The sequence below is a fragment of the Burkholderia sp. Ac-20353 genome (assembly GCF_017104785.1).
Taxonomy (GTDB): domain Bacteria; phylum Pseudomonadota; class Gammaproteobacteria; order Burkholderiales; family Burkholderiaceae; genus Burkholderia.
Genome location: NZ_JAAGPL010000010.1, coordinates 1 through 15,617, shown reverse-complemented (window position 1 = coordinate 15,617; position 15,617 = coordinate 1). Strand labels below are relative to the sequence as shown.

Annotated in this window: 14 protein-coding genes; 2 read left to right on the top strand and 12 right to left on the bottom strand. The window is 65.5% G+C overall.

The window, feature by feature from the left end; all coding sequences use genetic code 11:
- The first annotated feature begins 3 nt into the window (after positions 1–3).
- A complete protein-coding gene (locus tag G3N94_RS04465) occupies positions 4–876 on the top strand; it encodes a LysR family transcriptional regulator (RefSeq protein WP_205790891.1) in 873 nt (290 codons plus the stop codon).
- A gap of 54 nt (positions 877–930) precedes the next feature.
- On the opposite strand, the gene G3N94_RS04460 is transcribed toward G3N94_RS04465, so the two are convergent.
- Positions 931–1,590 carry a glutathione S-transferase family protein gene (locus G3N94_RS04460; RefSeq protein ID WP_205790890.1) on the bottom strand — a complete coding sequence of 220 codons (660 nt, stop codon included), beginning with the start codon at positions 1,588–1,590 and terminating at the stop codon, positions 931–933.
- Positions 1,591–1,879: 289 nt separating this feature from the next.
- Between G3N94_RS04460 and phaZ the strand changes: the two genes are divergently transcribed.
- Positions 1,880–3,229 (top strand): polyhydroxyalkanoate depolymerase, encoded by a 1,350-nt coding sequence (gene phaZ, locus G3N94_RS04455; protein WP_205790889.1) that lies wholly within the window; start codon positions 1,880–1,882, stop codon positions 3,227–3,229.
- 37 nt (positions 3,230–3,266) lie between these two features.
- On the opposite strand, the gene G3N94_RS04450 is transcribed toward phaZ, so the two are convergent.
- From G3N94_RS04450 to G3N94_RS04400, 11 genes are all read right to left on the bottom strand, one after another.
- Entirely contained in the window at positions 3,267–3,626 is a 360-nt protein-coding gene (locus tag G3N94_RS04450) for a copper-binding protein (protein WP_205790888.1), read from the bottom strand.
- Positions 3,623–6,829 (bottom strand): efflux RND transporter permease subunit, encoded by a 3,207-nt coding sequence (locus G3N94_RS04445; RefSeq protein WP_205790887.1) that lies wholly within the window; start codon positions 6,827–6,829, stop codon positions 3,623–3,625. Before G3N94_RS04445 ends, G3N94_RS04450 begins: the two co-directional genes overlap by 4 nt.
- Positions 6,826–8,355 carry an efflux RND transporter periplasmic adaptor subunit gene (locus G3N94_RS04440; RefSeq protein WP_205790886.1) on the bottom strand — a complete coding sequence of 510 codons (1,530 nt, stop codon included), beginning with the start codon at positions 8,353–8,355 and terminating at the stop codon, positions 6,826–6,828. Before G3N94_RS04440 ends, G3N94_RS04445 begins: the two co-directional genes overlap by 4 nt.
- A gap of 11 nt (positions 8,356–8,366) precedes the next feature.
- Positions 8,367–9,671 carry a TolC family protein gene (locus tag G3N94_RS04435; RefSeq protein ID WP_205790885.1) on the bottom strand — a complete coding sequence of 435 codons (1,305 nt, stop codon included), beginning with the start codon at positions 9,669–9,671 and terminating at the stop codon, positions 8,367–8,369.
- Positions 9,672–9,763: 92 nt separating this feature from the next.
- On the bottom strand, positions 9,764–10,132 hold the full coding sequence (locus G3N94_RS04430; RefSeq protein ID WP_205790986.1) for a hypothetical protein: 369 nt from the start codon (positions 10,130–10,132) through the stop codon (positions 9,764–9,766).
- Positions 10,133–10,434: 302 nt separating this feature from the next.
- Positions 10,435–11,202, bottom strand: a complete 768-nt coding sequence (locus G3N94_RS04425) for an ATP-binding cassette domain-containing protein (RefSeq protein WP_124603591.1) — start codon at positions 11,200–11,202, stop codon at positions 10,435–10,437.
- A gap of 63 nt (positions 11,203–11,265) precedes the next feature.
- Complete coding sequence (locus tag G3N94_RS04420; RefSeq protein WP_205790884.1) at positions 11,266–11,979, bottom strand: ABC transporter permease; 714 nt, start codon at positions 11,977–11,979, stop codon at positions 11,266–11,268.
- On the bottom strand, positions 11,976–12,665 hold the full coding sequence (locus G3N94_RS04415) for an ABC transporter permease (RefSeq protein WP_205790883.1): 690 nt from the start codon (positions 12,663–12,665) through the stop codon (positions 11,976–11,978). Before G3N94_RS04415 ends, G3N94_RS04420 begins: the two co-directional genes overlap by 4 nt.
- 71 nt (positions 12,666–12,736) lie before the next feature.
- Positions 12,737–13,510, bottom strand: coding sequence for an ABC transporter substrate-binding protein (locus G3N94_RS04410; protein ID WP_205790882.1), 774 nt, complete (start codon positions 13,508–13,510; stop codon positions 12,737–12,739).
- 312 nt (positions 13,511–13,822) lie between these two features.
- On the bottom strand, positions 13,823–14,596 hold the full coding sequence (locus G3N94_RS04405; protein WP_205790881.1) for a response regulator: 774 nt from the start codon (positions 14,594–14,596) through the stop codon (positions 13,823–13,825).
- Positions 14,593–15,617: ATP-binding protein (locus tag G3N94_RS04400; RefSeq protein WP_205790880.1), on the bottom strand; the 1,025-nt coding region annotated here is incomplete at its 5' end. The genes G3N94_RS04400 and G3N94_RS04405, both read right to left, overlap by 4 nt.

Here is a 15,617-nt window from a genome sequence, read left to right as displayed (position 1 = left end):
TACATGGAACTGCTGAACGACATGGCCTTGTTCGTCGAGGTCGTCAAAGCCAAGGGCTTTCGCAGTGCCGCGGACGCGATGGGAATGCCTAACTCGACGGTGTCGCGTCGGATCAGCGGACTGGAGAAGGCGATCGGGCTACGCCTGCTGCATCGCACGACACGGAAGATCGAACTGACCGAAGCGGGTCAGATTTATTTCGAGCGTTGCAAGCGCATCGTCGATGAAGCCCGGCTCGCACACGAGCAGCTCGGCGAAATGCTGGCCCAGCCGAGCGGCGTGCTGCGCGCATCATTACCGGTGGATTTCGCCGTGACCTACCTGGCGCCGCTGATCGCGGAGTTTGCGGGCCTCTATCCCGGCATCACCTTCGATTTCGACCTGACGCCGCGACGGGTCGATCTGGTCAGCGAACCGTTTGACGTGGCGATCCGCATTGGAGAGTCCGAAAGCTCGCAACTGATCGCACGGCCGCTTGCCTCGCTCACGCCTTACCTCTATGCGTCGCCTGGTTATCTGGAACGGTCGGGCGAGCCAGGCAGGCCCGCTGACCTGGCACGGCATGAGTGTCTGAGTATCCTGAAGGCCGACTCATGGACGCTGCACGACGGGAAGCGAACCGCCACAGTGCCGGTGGGTGGCAGGTTCGCGCTCAACAGCGTCGGCATGATCCGCAGGCTGTCGACGCTCGACATGGGCATCATCCTGATACCGGAAGAGATCATCTCCGATGAACTGGCCAGCGGGGCGCTGCGGCGCGTCATGCCGGCATGGCATGGCACGCCGCTGCCTGTCTATGCGATCACCGAAACCCGGTTGCTGCCGGCGAAAACGCAGCGCTTCATCGAGTTCCTGCGGGAGCGATTAGGACGATAGTTCGCATGGCTGACGGGTTAATTCATCCAGGCGATCGCGCACGCAAGCTATCCGCTAAAACTCCATATCGAGCTCGTCGATATCTTCCTTCTCCGCCTTCGCCGCCTCGATCCATTCCGCGACGAACGGCTGCGCGAGCACGCGCATGCAGTACTCGGCGATATCGGGTTCGAGCTTCACGTCATAGGTCACAAAGCGCGTGACGACCGGCGCGTACATCGCATCGGCAACGCTGATCTCGCCGAACAGCCAGGGTCCGCCATACTCCGCGAGGCATTCGCGCCAGATCGTCACGATCCGTTCGATGTCGTACTGCGCGCGCGACCAGATGCGGAAGTTCGGGAAATGCGCACGCAGGTTCATCGGCAACGCGGAGCGCAACGCACTGAAGCCCGAATGCATCTCGCCGCAAATCGACCGGCAATGCGCACGCGCATGCCGCGCTTTCGGCAGCAGTTGCGCGTCGGGCCGGATCTCGTTCAGATATTCAGCAATCGCGAGCGTGTCCCACACCTTGGTGCCTTCGTGCGTCAGACACGGCACGAGTATCGACGGCGACAGCAGCAGCAGCTCGGCGCGTGACGCGGCGTCGATCGGCACCCTCACCGTCTCGAACGGCAGGCCGCTCAGCTTCGCGAGCAGCCACCCGCGCATCGACCATGTCGAGTAGTTTCGGTTGCTAATGGTCAGCGTCGTTTCGCTTGCGGGTTTCATCTTGTGTCCCCTATGAATCGCTGTCGTGCACATGCACCAGAAACGATCGGACGTGTCGCGCACGCCGCACCAGAGCGGTGCGGCTCGCGCACCGCTATCCGGCGGCAATAATCGGGCAAACAGCACCTTGCACCGGCGTAGCATTTTGCGGCACGCTATATGCAGCCGTCACGCGCCAAGCAGCCGCACACGCCGCCGCGCCCCATGACAGCGTGCAACGCGCGTGCCAGCGTTCGACTGGCACATGGCTTGCCTCGTTCAACTTATAGCGGCGAAAGGTGCGACGGTCATGAACATGCTTGCGTACCCCTTTTATCAGTGGTTTTCCGAATGCACGCGGCCCACGCGCGCGTGGGCCACGTACCTGCGTGCGTCGATGTCGATGTGGCCGCCGTCGACGTCCACGGCGCAGGGCCGCACGCTCGACGCGTGGTGCGAACTGCTCGAATGCTGTGCGTTCTCGCATCGCCGTCCGCCGTTCTGCATCGACGCGGTCGACATCGACGGTGAGACGATGCCGGTGGTCGAGGAAGCCGCGTGCGGCACGCCGTTCGGCACGCTGCTGCACTTCCGGAAGACGCGGCAGGTTGCGCGGCAGCCGCGCGTGCTGATCGTCGCGCCGATGTCCGGGCATTTCGCGACGCTGTTGCGCGGCACGGTGCGCACGATGCTCGCCGATCACGACGTGTATATCACCGACTGGCACAACCCGCGCGACATTCCGCTGCGCGCCGGACGCTTCGGCTTCGACGAATATGTCGAACACGTGATCGATTTCATCCGTCACATTGGCCCGGACGCGCACGTGCTCGCGATCTGCCAGCCGACCGTCGCCGCGCTCGCGGCCGTCGCGCTGATGGCGGCCGCCCGCGACCCCGCGCAACCCGCGAGCCTGACGCTGATGGCGGGCCCGATCGATTGCCGCGTGAATCCGACGAAGGTCAACGAGCTCGCGACGAGCCGCCCGATCGACTGGTTCGCGCGCCATCTGATCAGCGTCGTGCCGTCGGGCTTTCCGGGCGCGCAGCGACGCGTGTATCCGGGTTTCGTGCAGGTCGGCGCGTTCATGTCGATGAATCCGGATCGCCATGCGTCGTCGTTTTCCGACCTGTATTACGAGCGCGCGAAAGGCGACCCCGAGAAGGCCGACGCGCTGCGGCATTTTTACGACGAGTACTTCGCGACGACCGATCTCACCGCGGAGTTCTATCTGGAGACCGTGGAAAAGGTGTTCCAGCAATACGCGCTCGCGCGCGGCGAACTGACGGTCGGCGGCCGGCTCGTCGAACCGGCCGCGATCCATCGCACCGCGCTGCTGACGATCGAAGGGGAAAAGGACGACATCTGCTCGGTCGGCCAGACGGTCGCCGCGCAAGAACTGTGCTCGGGGCTGCCGCCGTATCTGAAGACGCATCATGTGCAGACCGGCGTCGGACACTACGGCGTGTTCAACGGCAGCCGCTGGGAAACGCAGATCTATCCGATCGTGCGCGGCATGATCCACGACAACGAGCCGTACGATCGCACGGCGCGCGCGAACGATGCCGGTGCGGGCACGGAGTATGTGACGTTGCATGCGCTGCTTGAAGCGCGGACGGCGGGTAGCAACGCAGCGACAGGCGCGCTGTCGCCGCACTGACGCGCGAAAGGATCACGCGCCGGCCATCGACGCCCGCTCAGGAACGCTTTTCGAGCTTCACGATCGTCATCGTGCCGTTGACGTTTTCGACACGCACCCTGACCTTGTCGCCCTCCTTCACCTGCGCGATCATCGCTGCGTCCTTCGCCTTGAACGCCATCGTCATCGGCGGCATGCCGACATTGTCGAGCGCGCCGTGCTTCAGCGTGATCATGCCGGTCGCCGGGTCGATCTTCCTGACTTCCGCATCGGTCAGTGCGTGGGCCGTCGATGCCTTCATCGTCGACGACATGGAAGACATCGACGACATGTCCATACCGGCCATGTCGTTGCCGGCGAACGCCGGCATTGCAAAGACGGAAGCGACGGTAACGAATACAGCAAACGGTTTCTTCATCGGATCTCTCCAGTGGGTTGAACCGGCACGCTCGTGCCGGCGGAAACGACATCGGGAAAACATGCAGCGTCGGCCTGTCTCGCACGACGGCGCTGCAGCAGGAACCATGCGGCCGGGATGACGAACATCGACAGCAGCGGCGCCGTCACCATCCCGCCGACCATCGGCGCGGCGATGCGCTGCATGACCTCCGAACCGGCGCCGTGTCCGACCATGATCGGAACGAGGCCGGCCAGCACGACGGCCACCGTCATCGCCTTCGGTCGCACGCGCAGCACGGCCCCTTCGCGAATCGCGTCGAACAGCAGCGCTTCGGTCAGCGGCGAGCCGCCCTTGAGCCGGCGATCGAGTGCGTCCTTCAGATACAGCAGCATCACAACGCCGAATTCGGCCGCCACGCCGGCGAGCGCAATGAACCCGACCGCCGTCGCGACGGATACCGCGTGGCCCAGGAGCCAGATGAGCCAGAAGCCGCCGACCAGCGCGAACGGCACGGTCGACATCAGCAGCAGCGCATCGGCGACCGAATCGAAGGTCAGGAACAGCAACACGAAGATCACGGCGAGCGTCACGGGAATCACCATCCTCAGCTTCGCCGCCGCGCGCTCCAGGTACTCGAACTGGCCCGACCACGCGATCGAATAGCCGGGCGGCAGCCGCACCTGCCGGGCCACGGCCTGCTGCATCGCGTTGACGGCCGACTGCAGGTCGGTATTGCGGATATCGACATACACGTAACCGGACAGCCGCGCGTTTTCGCTGCGGATCATCGGCGGCCCGTCGGCAATCGCGATGTGCGCGACGTCGCCGAGCCGGATCTGCGCGCCCCGATCCGTGACGACCGGCAACTGCCGCAGCTTCTCGAGCGAGTCGCGTATTTCGCGCGGATAGCGGACATTGATCGGAAAGCGTTCGCGACCGTCGATCACTTCGCCGACGTTCTCGCCGCCCACCGCCGACGACACGACCGACTGGAGGTCCGCAACCGCAAGCCCGTAGCGCGCCGCGGCGAGCCGGTCGATGTCGACGTCGATATAGCGGCCGCCGTTCAGCCGTTCCGCGAGCGCGGACGTCACGCCCGGCACGCGCTTCACCGCCGTTTCGACGTCGGTCGCGAGCCGGTCGATCTGCGTCAGGTCCGGTCCGGAAATCTTGATGCCGACCGGCGTCTTGATGCCGGTCGACAACATGTCCAGACGGTTGCGGATCGGCGGCACCCAGACGTTCGACAGGCCCGGCACCTTCACCGTCCTGTCGAGCTCGTCGACCAGTTTCTCGGGCGTCATTCCCGGCCGCCACTGATCGCGCGGCTTGAACCGGATGGTCGTCTCGAACATCTCGAGCGGCGCCGGGTCAGTCGCCGTATCGGCCCGACCCGACTTGCCGAACACGGTGGCGACCTCAGGTACCGTCTTGATGAGCCGGTCGGTCTGCTGCAGCAGCGCGCTCGCCTTCTCCGCTGAAATGCCGGGAAGCGCGGTCGGCATGTACAGCAGGTCGCCCTCGTCGAGCGGCGGCATGAATTCGCCACCGAGCCGGCTGATCGGCACCACGGTCAGCGCCAGCGCGGCGACGGCGAGACCGATGGCCGCCCACGGCCGGCGCAGCGTTGCGTCGAGCAGCGGCCGGTACAGCCGGATCAGCATGCGATTGATCGGATTCGCGTGCTCGTGCGGAATCCGGCCGCGAATCAGATAGCCCATCAGCACGGGCACGAGCGTGACCGACAATCCGGCAGCCGCCGCGATCGTATAGGTCTTCGTGAATGCGAGCGGCGCGAACAGCTTGCCTTCCTGCCCTTCCAGCGAGAACACCGGAATGAACGACAGCGTGATGATGAGCAGCGAGAAGAACAGCGCGGGTCCGACCTCGGCAGCGGAAGTCGCGATGAGTTCCCAGCGCTGCGCCGCCGTGATCCGTGCATCCGGATGCGCATGCTCGAACGCCTCCAGATGCTTGTGCGCGTTCTCGATCATCACGATGGCCGCGTCGATCATCGCGCCGATCGCGATCGCGATGCCGCCGAGCGACATCAGGTTCGCATTCACGCCCTGGTAGCGCATTACGATGAACGCGGCCAGCACGCCGAGCGGCAACGACAGAATCGCGACAAACGCACTGCGCAGGTGGAACAGGAACACCGCACAGACGATCCCGACGATCACGAACTCCTCGACGAGCTTGTCCTTCAGGTTGCCGACCGCGCGCTCGATCAGCTGCGAACGGTCGTAGGTGGTGACCACCTCGACGCCCGGCGGCAACGACCGCGCGAGATCCGCGAGCTTCGCCTTGACCGCGTCGATGGTCGTCAGCGCGTTCTTGCCCGAGCGCATCACGACAACCCCGCCTGCGACTTCGCCCTGACCGTTCAGCTCCGCGATGCCGCGCCGCATCTCCGGCCCGATCTGGATGCGTGCGACGTCACCGAGCAGCACGGGCGTGCCCGCATCGTTCGTGCGCAATACGACGTTGCGGAAATCGTCGAGCGTGCGCAGATAGCCGGACGCACGCACCATGTACTCCGACTCGGCGAGTTCGACGACCGAGCCGCCGGATGCCCGGTTCGACTTGCCGAGCGCGTCGAGCACCGCGGGCTGCGTGATCCCGTACGCGCGCAGCCGGTCCGGATCGAGCACGACCTGGTACTGGCGCACCATGCCGCCGATGCTGGCCACCTCGGAGACGTCCGGCACCGATTTCAGTTCGAACTTCAGGAACCAGTCGTTCAACGCGCGCAACTGGCCGAGATCGTGACGGCCAGTCCTGTCGACCAGCGCGTACTCGTACACCCAGCCGACCCCGGTCGCATCCGGCCCGAGCGACACCGTCGTGCCCTGCGGCAGGCGGCCTTGCACCTGGTTCAGGTATTCGAGCACGCGCGAGCGCGCCCAGTACGCGTCGGTCTTGTCGTCGAACAGCACGTAGACAAACGCATCGCCGAACGACGAATACGCGCGGATGGTCTTCGCGCCCGGCACGCCGAGCAACGTGGTGGTCAACGGGTATGTCACCTGGTCTTCGACGACCTGCGGCGACTGGCCCGGATACGACGCCTTGACGATGACCTGCGTATCCGACAGGTCCGGCAGCGCGTCGAGCGGCGTTTCCTTCAGCGAGTAGACGCCCCATGCGGTGACCAGCATCGTCGCGAGCAGCACCAGCAAGCGGTTGCGGATGGACCAGCGAATGAGTCGCGCGATCATTGCACACCTCCGATCGGCTCGACCTTCGTCAGCTGATAGCCGTCATCCGTTTGCCTGAAGACGAAGTGCACCATCTGCCCAGGCTTCACGTCCGGAAACGCGGCGGGCGCGGGCTTGCCGAATGCCATCGTCATCGCGCCCCAGCCGAGCGCCGGAACGGGCTGATGGGACAACGTGATATCGACGGCGGTCACCTTCTCGACCTTGCCGGTGGTCTCGTAGGATTGCGCGGCTGCGGCCGGGGTGGACGTCGCGCTCGCCGCGCTTGCACCGGTGCCGCCCTCCAGCCGAGGCAGCACCGCCTTCAGGCTGGCCTCGGAGTCGATCAGGAACTGCCCCGACTCAATCACCGTATCGCCTTCGTTCAGTCCGCCGAGCACTTCGGTGTCGTTGCCGACGTCCTGGCCCGTGCGAACCTCGACGGGCTGCAGACGGCCGTCAGTGTTCCTGACGATGACGACCGAGCGCTTGCCGGTGGTGATGACCGCTTCGGACGGCACGAGCAGGCGCGATACCGAGTTGCGGCCAGCGACGTGAACGCGCATCAGCATCCCGGGCGTCAGCTGCAACGCTGCATTGTCGAGTTCCACACGCGCTTGCAGCGTGCGGCTGCTGGTGCTGATGCCCGGCAGGATTTCGCGGAGGCGTCCCATGACGTGCCGGGTCGCGTCACCCGCGAACGTCGCGTCGACCGTCATCCCCGGTTGCACGCTCAGCGCAAGCGCCTCCGGAATCTCGACGATAAGCCACAGCGTCGACAGGCCGGAGATCTTCGCCAGGGTCTGTCCGGGCACGACCATCGCGCCGTCCCGCACGTTCAGTTCGCTGACGACGCCCGTCTCCGGCGCCGTCAGCACGATGTGCGTCTGCGCGTGTCCGGTCCGGTCGAGGCTCGCGATCACGCCATCGGGGATCGACAGCGCGCGCATCCGCGCCCGCGACGCATCGAGCAGGCTGAGGTCCATCCCGCCGCGCTTGAGCGCGAGGTATTCCTCTTGCGGCGCGAGCCAGTCCGGCACGAACAGCGACGCAATCGGTGCGCCCTTCGCGATTTTTTGCATCGGCGCGCGCGCGTACAGCCGGTCGATGTACCCGGTGACACGCGACTGCACGACATCCGTGCGCGACTCGTCGAACTGCGTGGTACCCACCGCATCGAATCCGCCGGCTGTCTGTTGCCGGTGCACGGTCGCGTATCGAATCCCGAGATCCTGCTGCATGCCGGGGTCGATCCGGATACCGGTGGCACCAGTGCCGTCATCCGCGTAGACGGGTTCGAGCTGCATGTTCATGAAAGGCGACTTGCCCGGCTTGTCGAAGTGCTGGCTCGGCACCATCGGGTCGTGCCAGTACAGCACCTTTCGCCCCGTCTTCGGGTCGATCCTGTCACCCGAAGCGCCGACGCCGGTGGCAACCGTCACCGCGTGGCCCGACGTGTGGCGGATGCCCGCGACATAACCTGTGCCGAGCAGCGCTGCGCCGGCGAACACCGTCAGCACGGCACGCGCCAGTGGTTTGTTGTTCATCGCGTTCTCCGTCACTGAGCGGCGGCCATCGTCGACGGCACGACCTGGTATTCGAGCTGGGCCCAGGTCCGCGACACGTCGCGCCTGAGATCGAGCACCTGCAACTGCGCGTCCAGCTGCGCGCGCCGGGCGGCGAACGCGTCGGCAAGCGAGCCGGTGCCGGCACGGTAGGCCGCATTCGCGAGTTGCACGCGCTGGTCGGCGGCCGGCAGCAACGCGCCGCTCAGGTTCGCGATGCGTTCGCGGCCGCTGGCGAGCGTCACGGATTGCATCCGGATGTCGGCCTGGACTTGCTGCAGCGTGTCTTCGTAAGTGAGGCGCGCCTTGGTGGCCAGTTCGGCCTTCTCGGCGACATCGCGGTTCTGACGGTTCTTGCGATCGAGCGGCAACGGGATCGTCACGCCCACGGACACCATGTTCGAATACGCGCCGCCGCGCTGCTGGTACGCGATCTCCCACGTCCAGTTCGGGCTGCGCTCGCTACTGGCGACCGCGGTGTCGGCTTCGGCGACTGCGATGTCGTCCGCTGCGGCGACGAGTGCCGGCTGCGACACGCGCAGCGCGTCCGGCGGAAGCGACGATACGAACGATTCAGGCGCGGGCGGCTGGCCGGTCACGTCGGTCACGGGAACCGTCGTCCATCGGGACAAGCCGATCAGCGCGGTCTGATAGTTCTGCTGCGCGTTCAGCACCTGGTCCCGCGTCTGCGCAAGCATCGCTTGCGCCTGCACGACGTCGGCCGCGCTCGCCCTCGCCCCGCGATACGACGCCTGCGTCGCGGCCAGCTCGTGATTCATGTGGTCGAGCAGCGCCTGTTGCAGCGCGAGGGCCTGTTTCGCGTAGACCGCATTCAGCCAGGCCAGTGCGGTTTGCTGGCGAACATTCGCGAACTGCGTCAGATAGCCGGCGCGCTCGCGGCCGATCTTCTCGCTCGCGAGCGCGGAACGCAGCCGCCGCTTTTCCCCGGACACCCACTCCTGCTCGATGCCGATGCGGCGCATCGTCATGAAATCCTGACCGACGGTGAAACGCTGCGGGCCGTCAATCGGCAGATTGTCGATGCCGGCCTTGAGCATCGGGTCCGGCAACTGGCCGGCCTTGACGGCTGCCTCGGCACTGGCGCGCACGGACGCCTGTGCCGCGGCCATCGACGCGGAACGGTCAGTCGCCGACTGCAGCGCGGCGTCGAGCGTGAAAGGTAACGATGATGGTGCTTGCTGGGCATGCGCGATGCCCGCGACAAGCAGCGCGGCACAAAGCATGCGCGCGCGCCAACGGGCACGCCGACCTGGCGGCGTGCCGAAATGGAATGACATGATCTAACCCCAACGGCGGAGTCGCAAACGGACTCCACGTCCTGGCATAGGACGAACCTCACCGCGCGTGCGGTGAACCTGTCGGATCGGGATTAGATGGCGCGCGGAGGTCGCCACAACCCGTTCGGCTCACGGACCGAAAGGGACTGGGCGTAATGGAACACGACCGGGCTCGCGAACGCGGCCGGGCGGCTGAGTTCTGCGCTGGCGGCAGGATGGTAGAGGCTGCCGAACTGGCATTGGGCGGTGGCCTTGCAGAACACGCCCTTGGCTTTCGCCTTGTCCACGGATGTCGATTTCATCGAATCGCAGCCCGCCATGTCGGCGGACATTCCCGCGCCGTCCTCCATGGACATCGTGTGCTGCATCGGGCACTCGCCCGTCAAGCCGCTCGCAGCCAGCCCGCTGATGGGCAGCACCGCGCAAAGCAGCAAGAGGAGGATGGTCCGAAGCAGTTTCATGCGCGAATTATAGCGCGGCAATCGGCAGCGTCGATGCGCGGTTCGATGGAGCATTCGCGAACTCGGGCGAGTGTGAATTGGATGACGCCGGAAAAACAAAAGGCCGCACGAGGCGGCCTTTCCTTTCTTTGGCGTCTGGGCACTTGAAGTCTGTCGTGTGAACGAGAGCGCGACAAGTGGTTGGTCCCCAGCGCTTACCCGGTGAGTATAGGGCCACCCGCAACTTGAAGCAAGGCCACGTCGCACCCGCGCTTGATGTCCTGTCGCCGCGGCGCTTGCACTGCGAGCAACGCCCCACGTCATTACTTCAACCGCCCCGACAAAAACTGCCCCAACCGCTCGCTCTTCGGCGTGACGAGAATCTCCTGCGGATGCCCTTGCTCCTCGATCTTCCCCTGATGCAGGAAGATCACGTGATTCGACACGTTCCGCGCGAAGCCCATCTCATGCGTGACGACGACCATCGTCCGGCCTTCCTCGGCCAGCGCCTGCATCACCTTCAGCACCTCGCCAACAAGCTCCGGATCGAGCGCCGACGTCGGCTCGTCGAACAGCATCACCTCGGGCTCCATCGCGAGCGCGCGTGCAATCGCCACCCGCTGCTGCTGCCCGCCCGACAGATGCGACGGATACATCCCTTCGACCCGCGCCGGCAGCCCGACCTTCTCGAGATACTTGCGCGCGCGCGACACGGCCTCGTCCTTGCCGAGCCCGAGCACGGCCATCGGCGCCTCGATCACGTTCTCCAGCACCGTCATGTGCGCCCACAGGTTGAAATGCTGGAACACCATCGCGAGCTTCGTGCGCATCCGCTGCAGCTGCTTCTGGTCGGCAACGCGCAGCGATCCGTTCTTGTCGCGCGCGGTCTGGATCGCCTCGCTGCCGATCGTGATCTGCCCCGAGCACGGCTGCTCGAGAAAGTTGATGCACCGAAGAAACGTGCTCTTGCCCGAGCCGCTCGAGCCGATGATGCTGATCACGTCGCCGGCCTTCGCCTTCATCGAGACGCCCTTCAACACCTCGTTGTCGCCGAACTTCTTGTGCAGATCCTCAACGATGAGCTTGTACATGCTTGTGCTTCCTTTCGAATGCGCGGATACGTGAATGCGTGAATACGTGAACGCGTGAATGCATTAATGGCTGCGGGGCGACAGGTACGCGAGCCAGCGCGACTCGAGCTTGCGGAATCCCCAGATCAGCGCGAACACGACCGCCGCGTACAGCACGGCCGCGATACCGTATGCCTGGAACGACATGTAGGTCGCCGAGTTCACGTCGCGCGTGACCTTCAGGACGTCCGGCACGGTCGCGGTGAACGCGAGCGTCGTCGCGTGCAGCATCAGGATCACTTCGTTGCTGTAGCTCGGCAGCGAGCGGCGCAGCGCGGACGGCAGGATGATCCGCGTATAGAGCTTGAAGCGCGACATCCCGTAGGCCAGGCCCGCCTCGATCTCGCCCGCCGCAGTCGACTTGATCGCGCCCGCGAAGATCTCCGTCGCATACGCGCATTCGTTCAGCACGAACGCGAGCAGCGTGCAGTTCATCGCGTTGCGGAAGAACGTGTCGAGCAGCACGTGCTCATGCACGACCTGCAGGCTGTAGATGCCCGTGTAGCACATCAGCAGCTGCACGTAGAGCGGCGTGCCGCGGAACACATACGTATAGAGCCACACGGGCCCCGACACCCAGCGGTTGCTCGACGCGCGCGCGATCGCGAGCGGCACCGCGAGCGCGAAACCGAGCGCGATCGACACGACGAGCAGCCACAGCGTGATCGCGAGCCCGCTGAAGCGGTAGCCGTCGGTGTAAAGGTAGTTCTGCCAGTACTGGCTGATGATCTCGATCACAGTGCAAGCCTCCGGACGCCGACCGAATAACGCTTCTCGAGGTGGTGCAGCACGACGTTCGACACCGTCGTGATCGCGAGGTAGATCGCGCCTGCCGCAAGCGTGAAGAAAAAGAAGTTCAGCGTGCTCTTGCCCGCATCCTGCGACGCCTTCACGACATCCGCGAGCCCGATGATCGACACGAGCGCGGTGGCCTTCACGAGCACCTGCCAGTTGTTGCCGATGCCCGGCAGCGCGAAGCGCATCATCTGCGGGAACAGGATGCGGCGGAACACGCGCCAGCCGCCCATCCCGTATGCGAAGCCGGCTTCGAGCTGGCCGCGCGGCACCGACAGGAACGCACCGCGGAACGTCTCGGTGAAATACGCGCCGTAGATGAAGCCGAGCGTCACGACGCCGGCCACGAACGGGTCGATGTCGATCTGGTCCCAGCCGAGCATGTCGGTCACGTTGTTCAGCAGGATCTGCATCCCGTAGAACAGCAGCAGCATCAGCACGAGGTCAGGCACCGCGCGGATCAGCGTCGTGTAGAAGGTGCCGACTGCGGCAAACGCGCGGTTCGTCGACAGCTTCGCGGCTGCGCCGGCGAGCCCCAGCACGAGCGACGCGGCAAGCGACAGCACCGCGAGCTTCACGGTCTCGACCGTACCGGCCCACAGCAGCGGGCCAAATCCATGGAGGAACATGTGAGCGTATCCAGAAAGGCGCAGAAAGGCGCGCGGCGCGCGCGGCCGGAGCCGGGCGCGCCGCATGACGGTCAGCCGCCGTAGACGTCGAACGTGAAGTACTTCTGCTCGAGCTTCTTGTACGTGCCGTCCTTCAGCATGTCGGCAATCGCGTGGTCGATCTTCGCCTTCAGGTCGGCGTCGTCCTTGCGCAGGCCGATGCCCGCGCCGTTGCCGAGCGTCTTCGGATCGTCGATGGCATCGCCCGCGAACTGGAAGCCCGTGCCGCGCGCCGTCTTCAGGAAGCCGATGTCGGCCTGCACCGCATCCTGCAACGCAGCGTCGAGACGGCCGGAGCTCAGGTCCTGGTACACGCCGTCCTGGTTCTGATACGGCACGACCTGCACACCCTTCGGCGCCCAGTAAGTCTTCGCGTAGGTTTCCTGGATCGTGCCCTGCTCGACGCCGACCGACTTGCCCTTCAGCGCATCGGCCGTCGGCAGCACCGCCGAGCCCTTCTTCACGACGAGGCGGGTCGGCGTGTTGAACAGCTTGTCGGAGAACGCGATCTGCTCGGCACGCGCCGGCGTCATCGACATCGACGACAGCACGCCGTCGAACTTCTTCGCCTTCAGCGCCGGGATCATCCCGTCGAAATCGTTCTCGATCCACACGCACTTCGCGTTCAGGCGATGGCAGATCTCATTGCCAAGATCGACATCGAAACCGACCACCTTGCCGCTGGTGTCTTTCGATTCGAAAGGCGGATAGCTGGCGTCGACGCCGAAACGGATCGTCGACCAATCCTTGGCATGGGCACCGACCGCGATGCATGCGAGAGCAATACTGAGCGCGAGTTTCTTCATGGTGTTCCTTCAATGGCGAACCGGGCACCGGGCTCGCCGCCGGGGCGGGCGACGCCCGCACTGCCGGCACAGCGTCGTAACGCCGCGAACCCGTCCAACTGGCGAACCCTCGTATGAAGAGAACGCCCAAGTTGTACATACAACTTTGCCGTTTTCCGCACGTTGTCAGCAATCCGTGTTTATCTCTAATTGTCTGGCGGATTGTTTTCCTGAACGAAATTTCCTTATATTTCAATTACCTAAGATTACATTCTGCTAAACCCGGAGTGGCTCGCGCCGAGCGCGACCCGCACGCGGCGGTTCGGAAGTTGTCTAGACGCCGCGAAACGACCCCGATTCTGCCGGCGTTTCGGCGCCCGCGCCACCGTCGCCGCGCGCCGTGCCGACCACTTCGAGCCCCACCAGCCGATAGCCGAACTGCAATTCGGTGAGCAGATGCCGGGGCGTCGCCGGCACCTGCTCGAGCTTCTGCCGCAGGTTCGTCATGTACACCCGCACATAGTGCGCGCGGTCCGCGTCGTGAATGCCCCACACCTCCGCCAGCAATTGCCGCGCGGCGATCACGCCGCCGCGGCCGCGAATCAGCGCGCCGAGCAGGCGGAACTCGAGCCGCGTCAGGTGTACGGGCTCGCCGCCGCGAAAGACTTCGTGCTTGCCCAGATCGACGACCACGTCGCCGAATCGCACGATCGACGACGACTGCCCGTCGGTCGACACGAACGCCGCGCGACGCAGCTGCGCGCGGGCACGCGCAAGCAGCTCGGGCACGCCGAACGGCTTCGCGAGGTAATCGTCCGCGCCCGCATCGAGCGCCGCGACCTTTTCCACTTCCTGCTGCCGCGCGGACAGCACGATCACCGGCACCGTCGACCAGCCGCGCAGTTCGCGGATGAACGACTTGCCGTCGTCGTCGGGCAGCCCGAGGTCGACGATCACGAGGTCGGGCTTGCTGCTCGCCGCATACATCCGCGCCTCCCTGACCGACGACGCGTCGCACGCGTCCATCCCCTCCTGTTCCAGCGCCATCCTGACGAAGCGACGGATGTCCGCTTCGTCCTCGACGACAAGCACGCGTGGTCTGATCATGTGCGACTCTCGTGTTCGATGTCGGGCGGCGCGCCCAACGGCAAGCGAATCTCGAACCGCGCGCCGTGCGGCTCGAGCGGCACCGCGCGGATCGAGCCGCCGTGTGCATTGACGATGCTCCGGCACAGCGCGAGCCCGAGCCCCACGCCGGCGATCGACGATTCCTTTCGTTCGCGCTCGAACGGCGCGAACAGCAGTTCGGTATCCCGCGCAACGAACCCCGGCCCGTCGTCCTCGACGAACACGTAGATCGTTTCGCCGAACACGCGCGCGCGAACCGACACCGACGCATCGACGCCCGCATATTTCGCGGCGTTGTCGAGCAGGTTCATCAGCACGCGCTCGATCAGCAGCGCATCGACGTCGATCAGCGGCAGGTCGGCCGGCAGGTCCGCCTTCACGTCGCGGCCGGCCAGCATGCACGCGGAATGCGCGAGCGCACTGCCGACGATCTCGTCGAGCATGTGCCACTCGCGGTTCAGCCGCACGCCTTCGCTCTGCATCCGCGCGAGATCGAGCAGGTTCATCACGAGACGATGCAACGCCTCGGCCTGGTCGCGAATCGCGCGGGCCAGCCCGGCCGGTTGTCCGGCCGCGAGCCGCTCAGGCCGTTCGAGCGTTTCCGCGAGCCCGCGGATCGCGGTCAGCGGCGTCTTCAGGTCGTGCGATACCGCGGAGAGCAGCGCGTTGCGCAACCGCTCGCCTTCCATCTTCACGACGGTGTGCTGCGCGACGTCGACGTAATGCACGCGCTCCAGCGCCATCGCGACCGACGAGCACAGCGCGTCGAGCAGACGCCGGTCGTCGGGGTCAGTCGGAAGCGGCTGCGCGCCGGCGTGCAGCGCGAGCACGCCGCGCACGCGCATCGGCGCCTTCAGCGGCATGTAGCGGGCCACCGCGCCGCCGAACACCGGCGTGCCGCGACCGGCGGCCTGCGCGTGGTCGTACGCCCACCGCGCCGCGTCGGGATCGACGAAGCCGGCGTCGCGCACGGCCCGCAAACGGTCGTCCGCGTCGGGCA

Bases quoted from the DNA above. Each gene is read 5' to 3' on its own strand.
- G3N94_RS04440 (WP_205790886.1), bottom strand. From the start codon at position 8,355: ATGAACAACAAACCACTGGCGCGTGCCGTGCTGACGGTGTTCGCCGGC.
- G3N94_RS04450 (WP_205790888.1), bottom strand. From the start codon at position 3,626: ATGAAGAAACCGTTTGCTGTATTCGTTACCGTCGCTTCCGTCTTTGCA.
- G3N94_RS04445 (WP_205790887.1), bottom strand. From the start codon at position 6,829: ATGATCGCGCGACTCATTCGCTGGTCCATCCGCAACCGCTTGCTGGTG.
- G3N94_RS04465 (WP_205790891.1), top strand. From the start codon at position 4: ATGGAACTGCTGAACGACATGGCCTTGTTCGTCGAGGTCGTCAAAGCC.
- G3N94_RS04425 (WP_124603591.1), bottom strand. From the start codon at position 11,202: ATGTACAAGCTCATCGTTGAGGATCTGCACAAGAAGTTCGGCGACAAC.
- G3N94_RS04435 (WP_205790885.1), bottom strand. From the start codon at position 9,671: ATGTCATTCCATTTCGGCACGCCGCCAGGTCGGCGTGCCCGTTGGCGC.
- G3N94_RS04405 (WP_205790881.1), bottom strand. From the start codon at position 14,596: ATGATCAGACCACGCGTGCTTGTCGTCGAGGACGAAGCGGACATCCGT.
- phaZ (WP_205790889.1), top strand. From the start codon at position 1,880: ATGAACATGCTTGCGTACCCCTTTTATCAGTGGTTTTCCGAATGCACG.
- G3N94_RS04430 (WP_205790986.1), bottom strand. From the start codon at position 10,132: ATGAAACTGCTTCGGACCATCCTCCTCTTGCTGCTTTGCGCGGTGCTG.
- G3N94_RS04460 (WP_205790890.1), bottom strand. From the start codon at position 1,590: ATGAAACCCGCAAGCGAAACGACGCTGACCATTAGCAACCGAAACTAC.
- G3N94_RS04415 (WP_205790883.1), bottom strand. From the start codon at position 12,665: ATGTTCCTCCATGGATTTGGCCCGCTGCTGTGGGCCGGTACGGTCGAG.
- G3N94_RS04410 (WP_205790882.1), bottom strand. From the start codon at position 13,510: ATGAAGAAACTCGCGCTCAGTATTGCTCTCGCATGCATCGCGGTCGGT.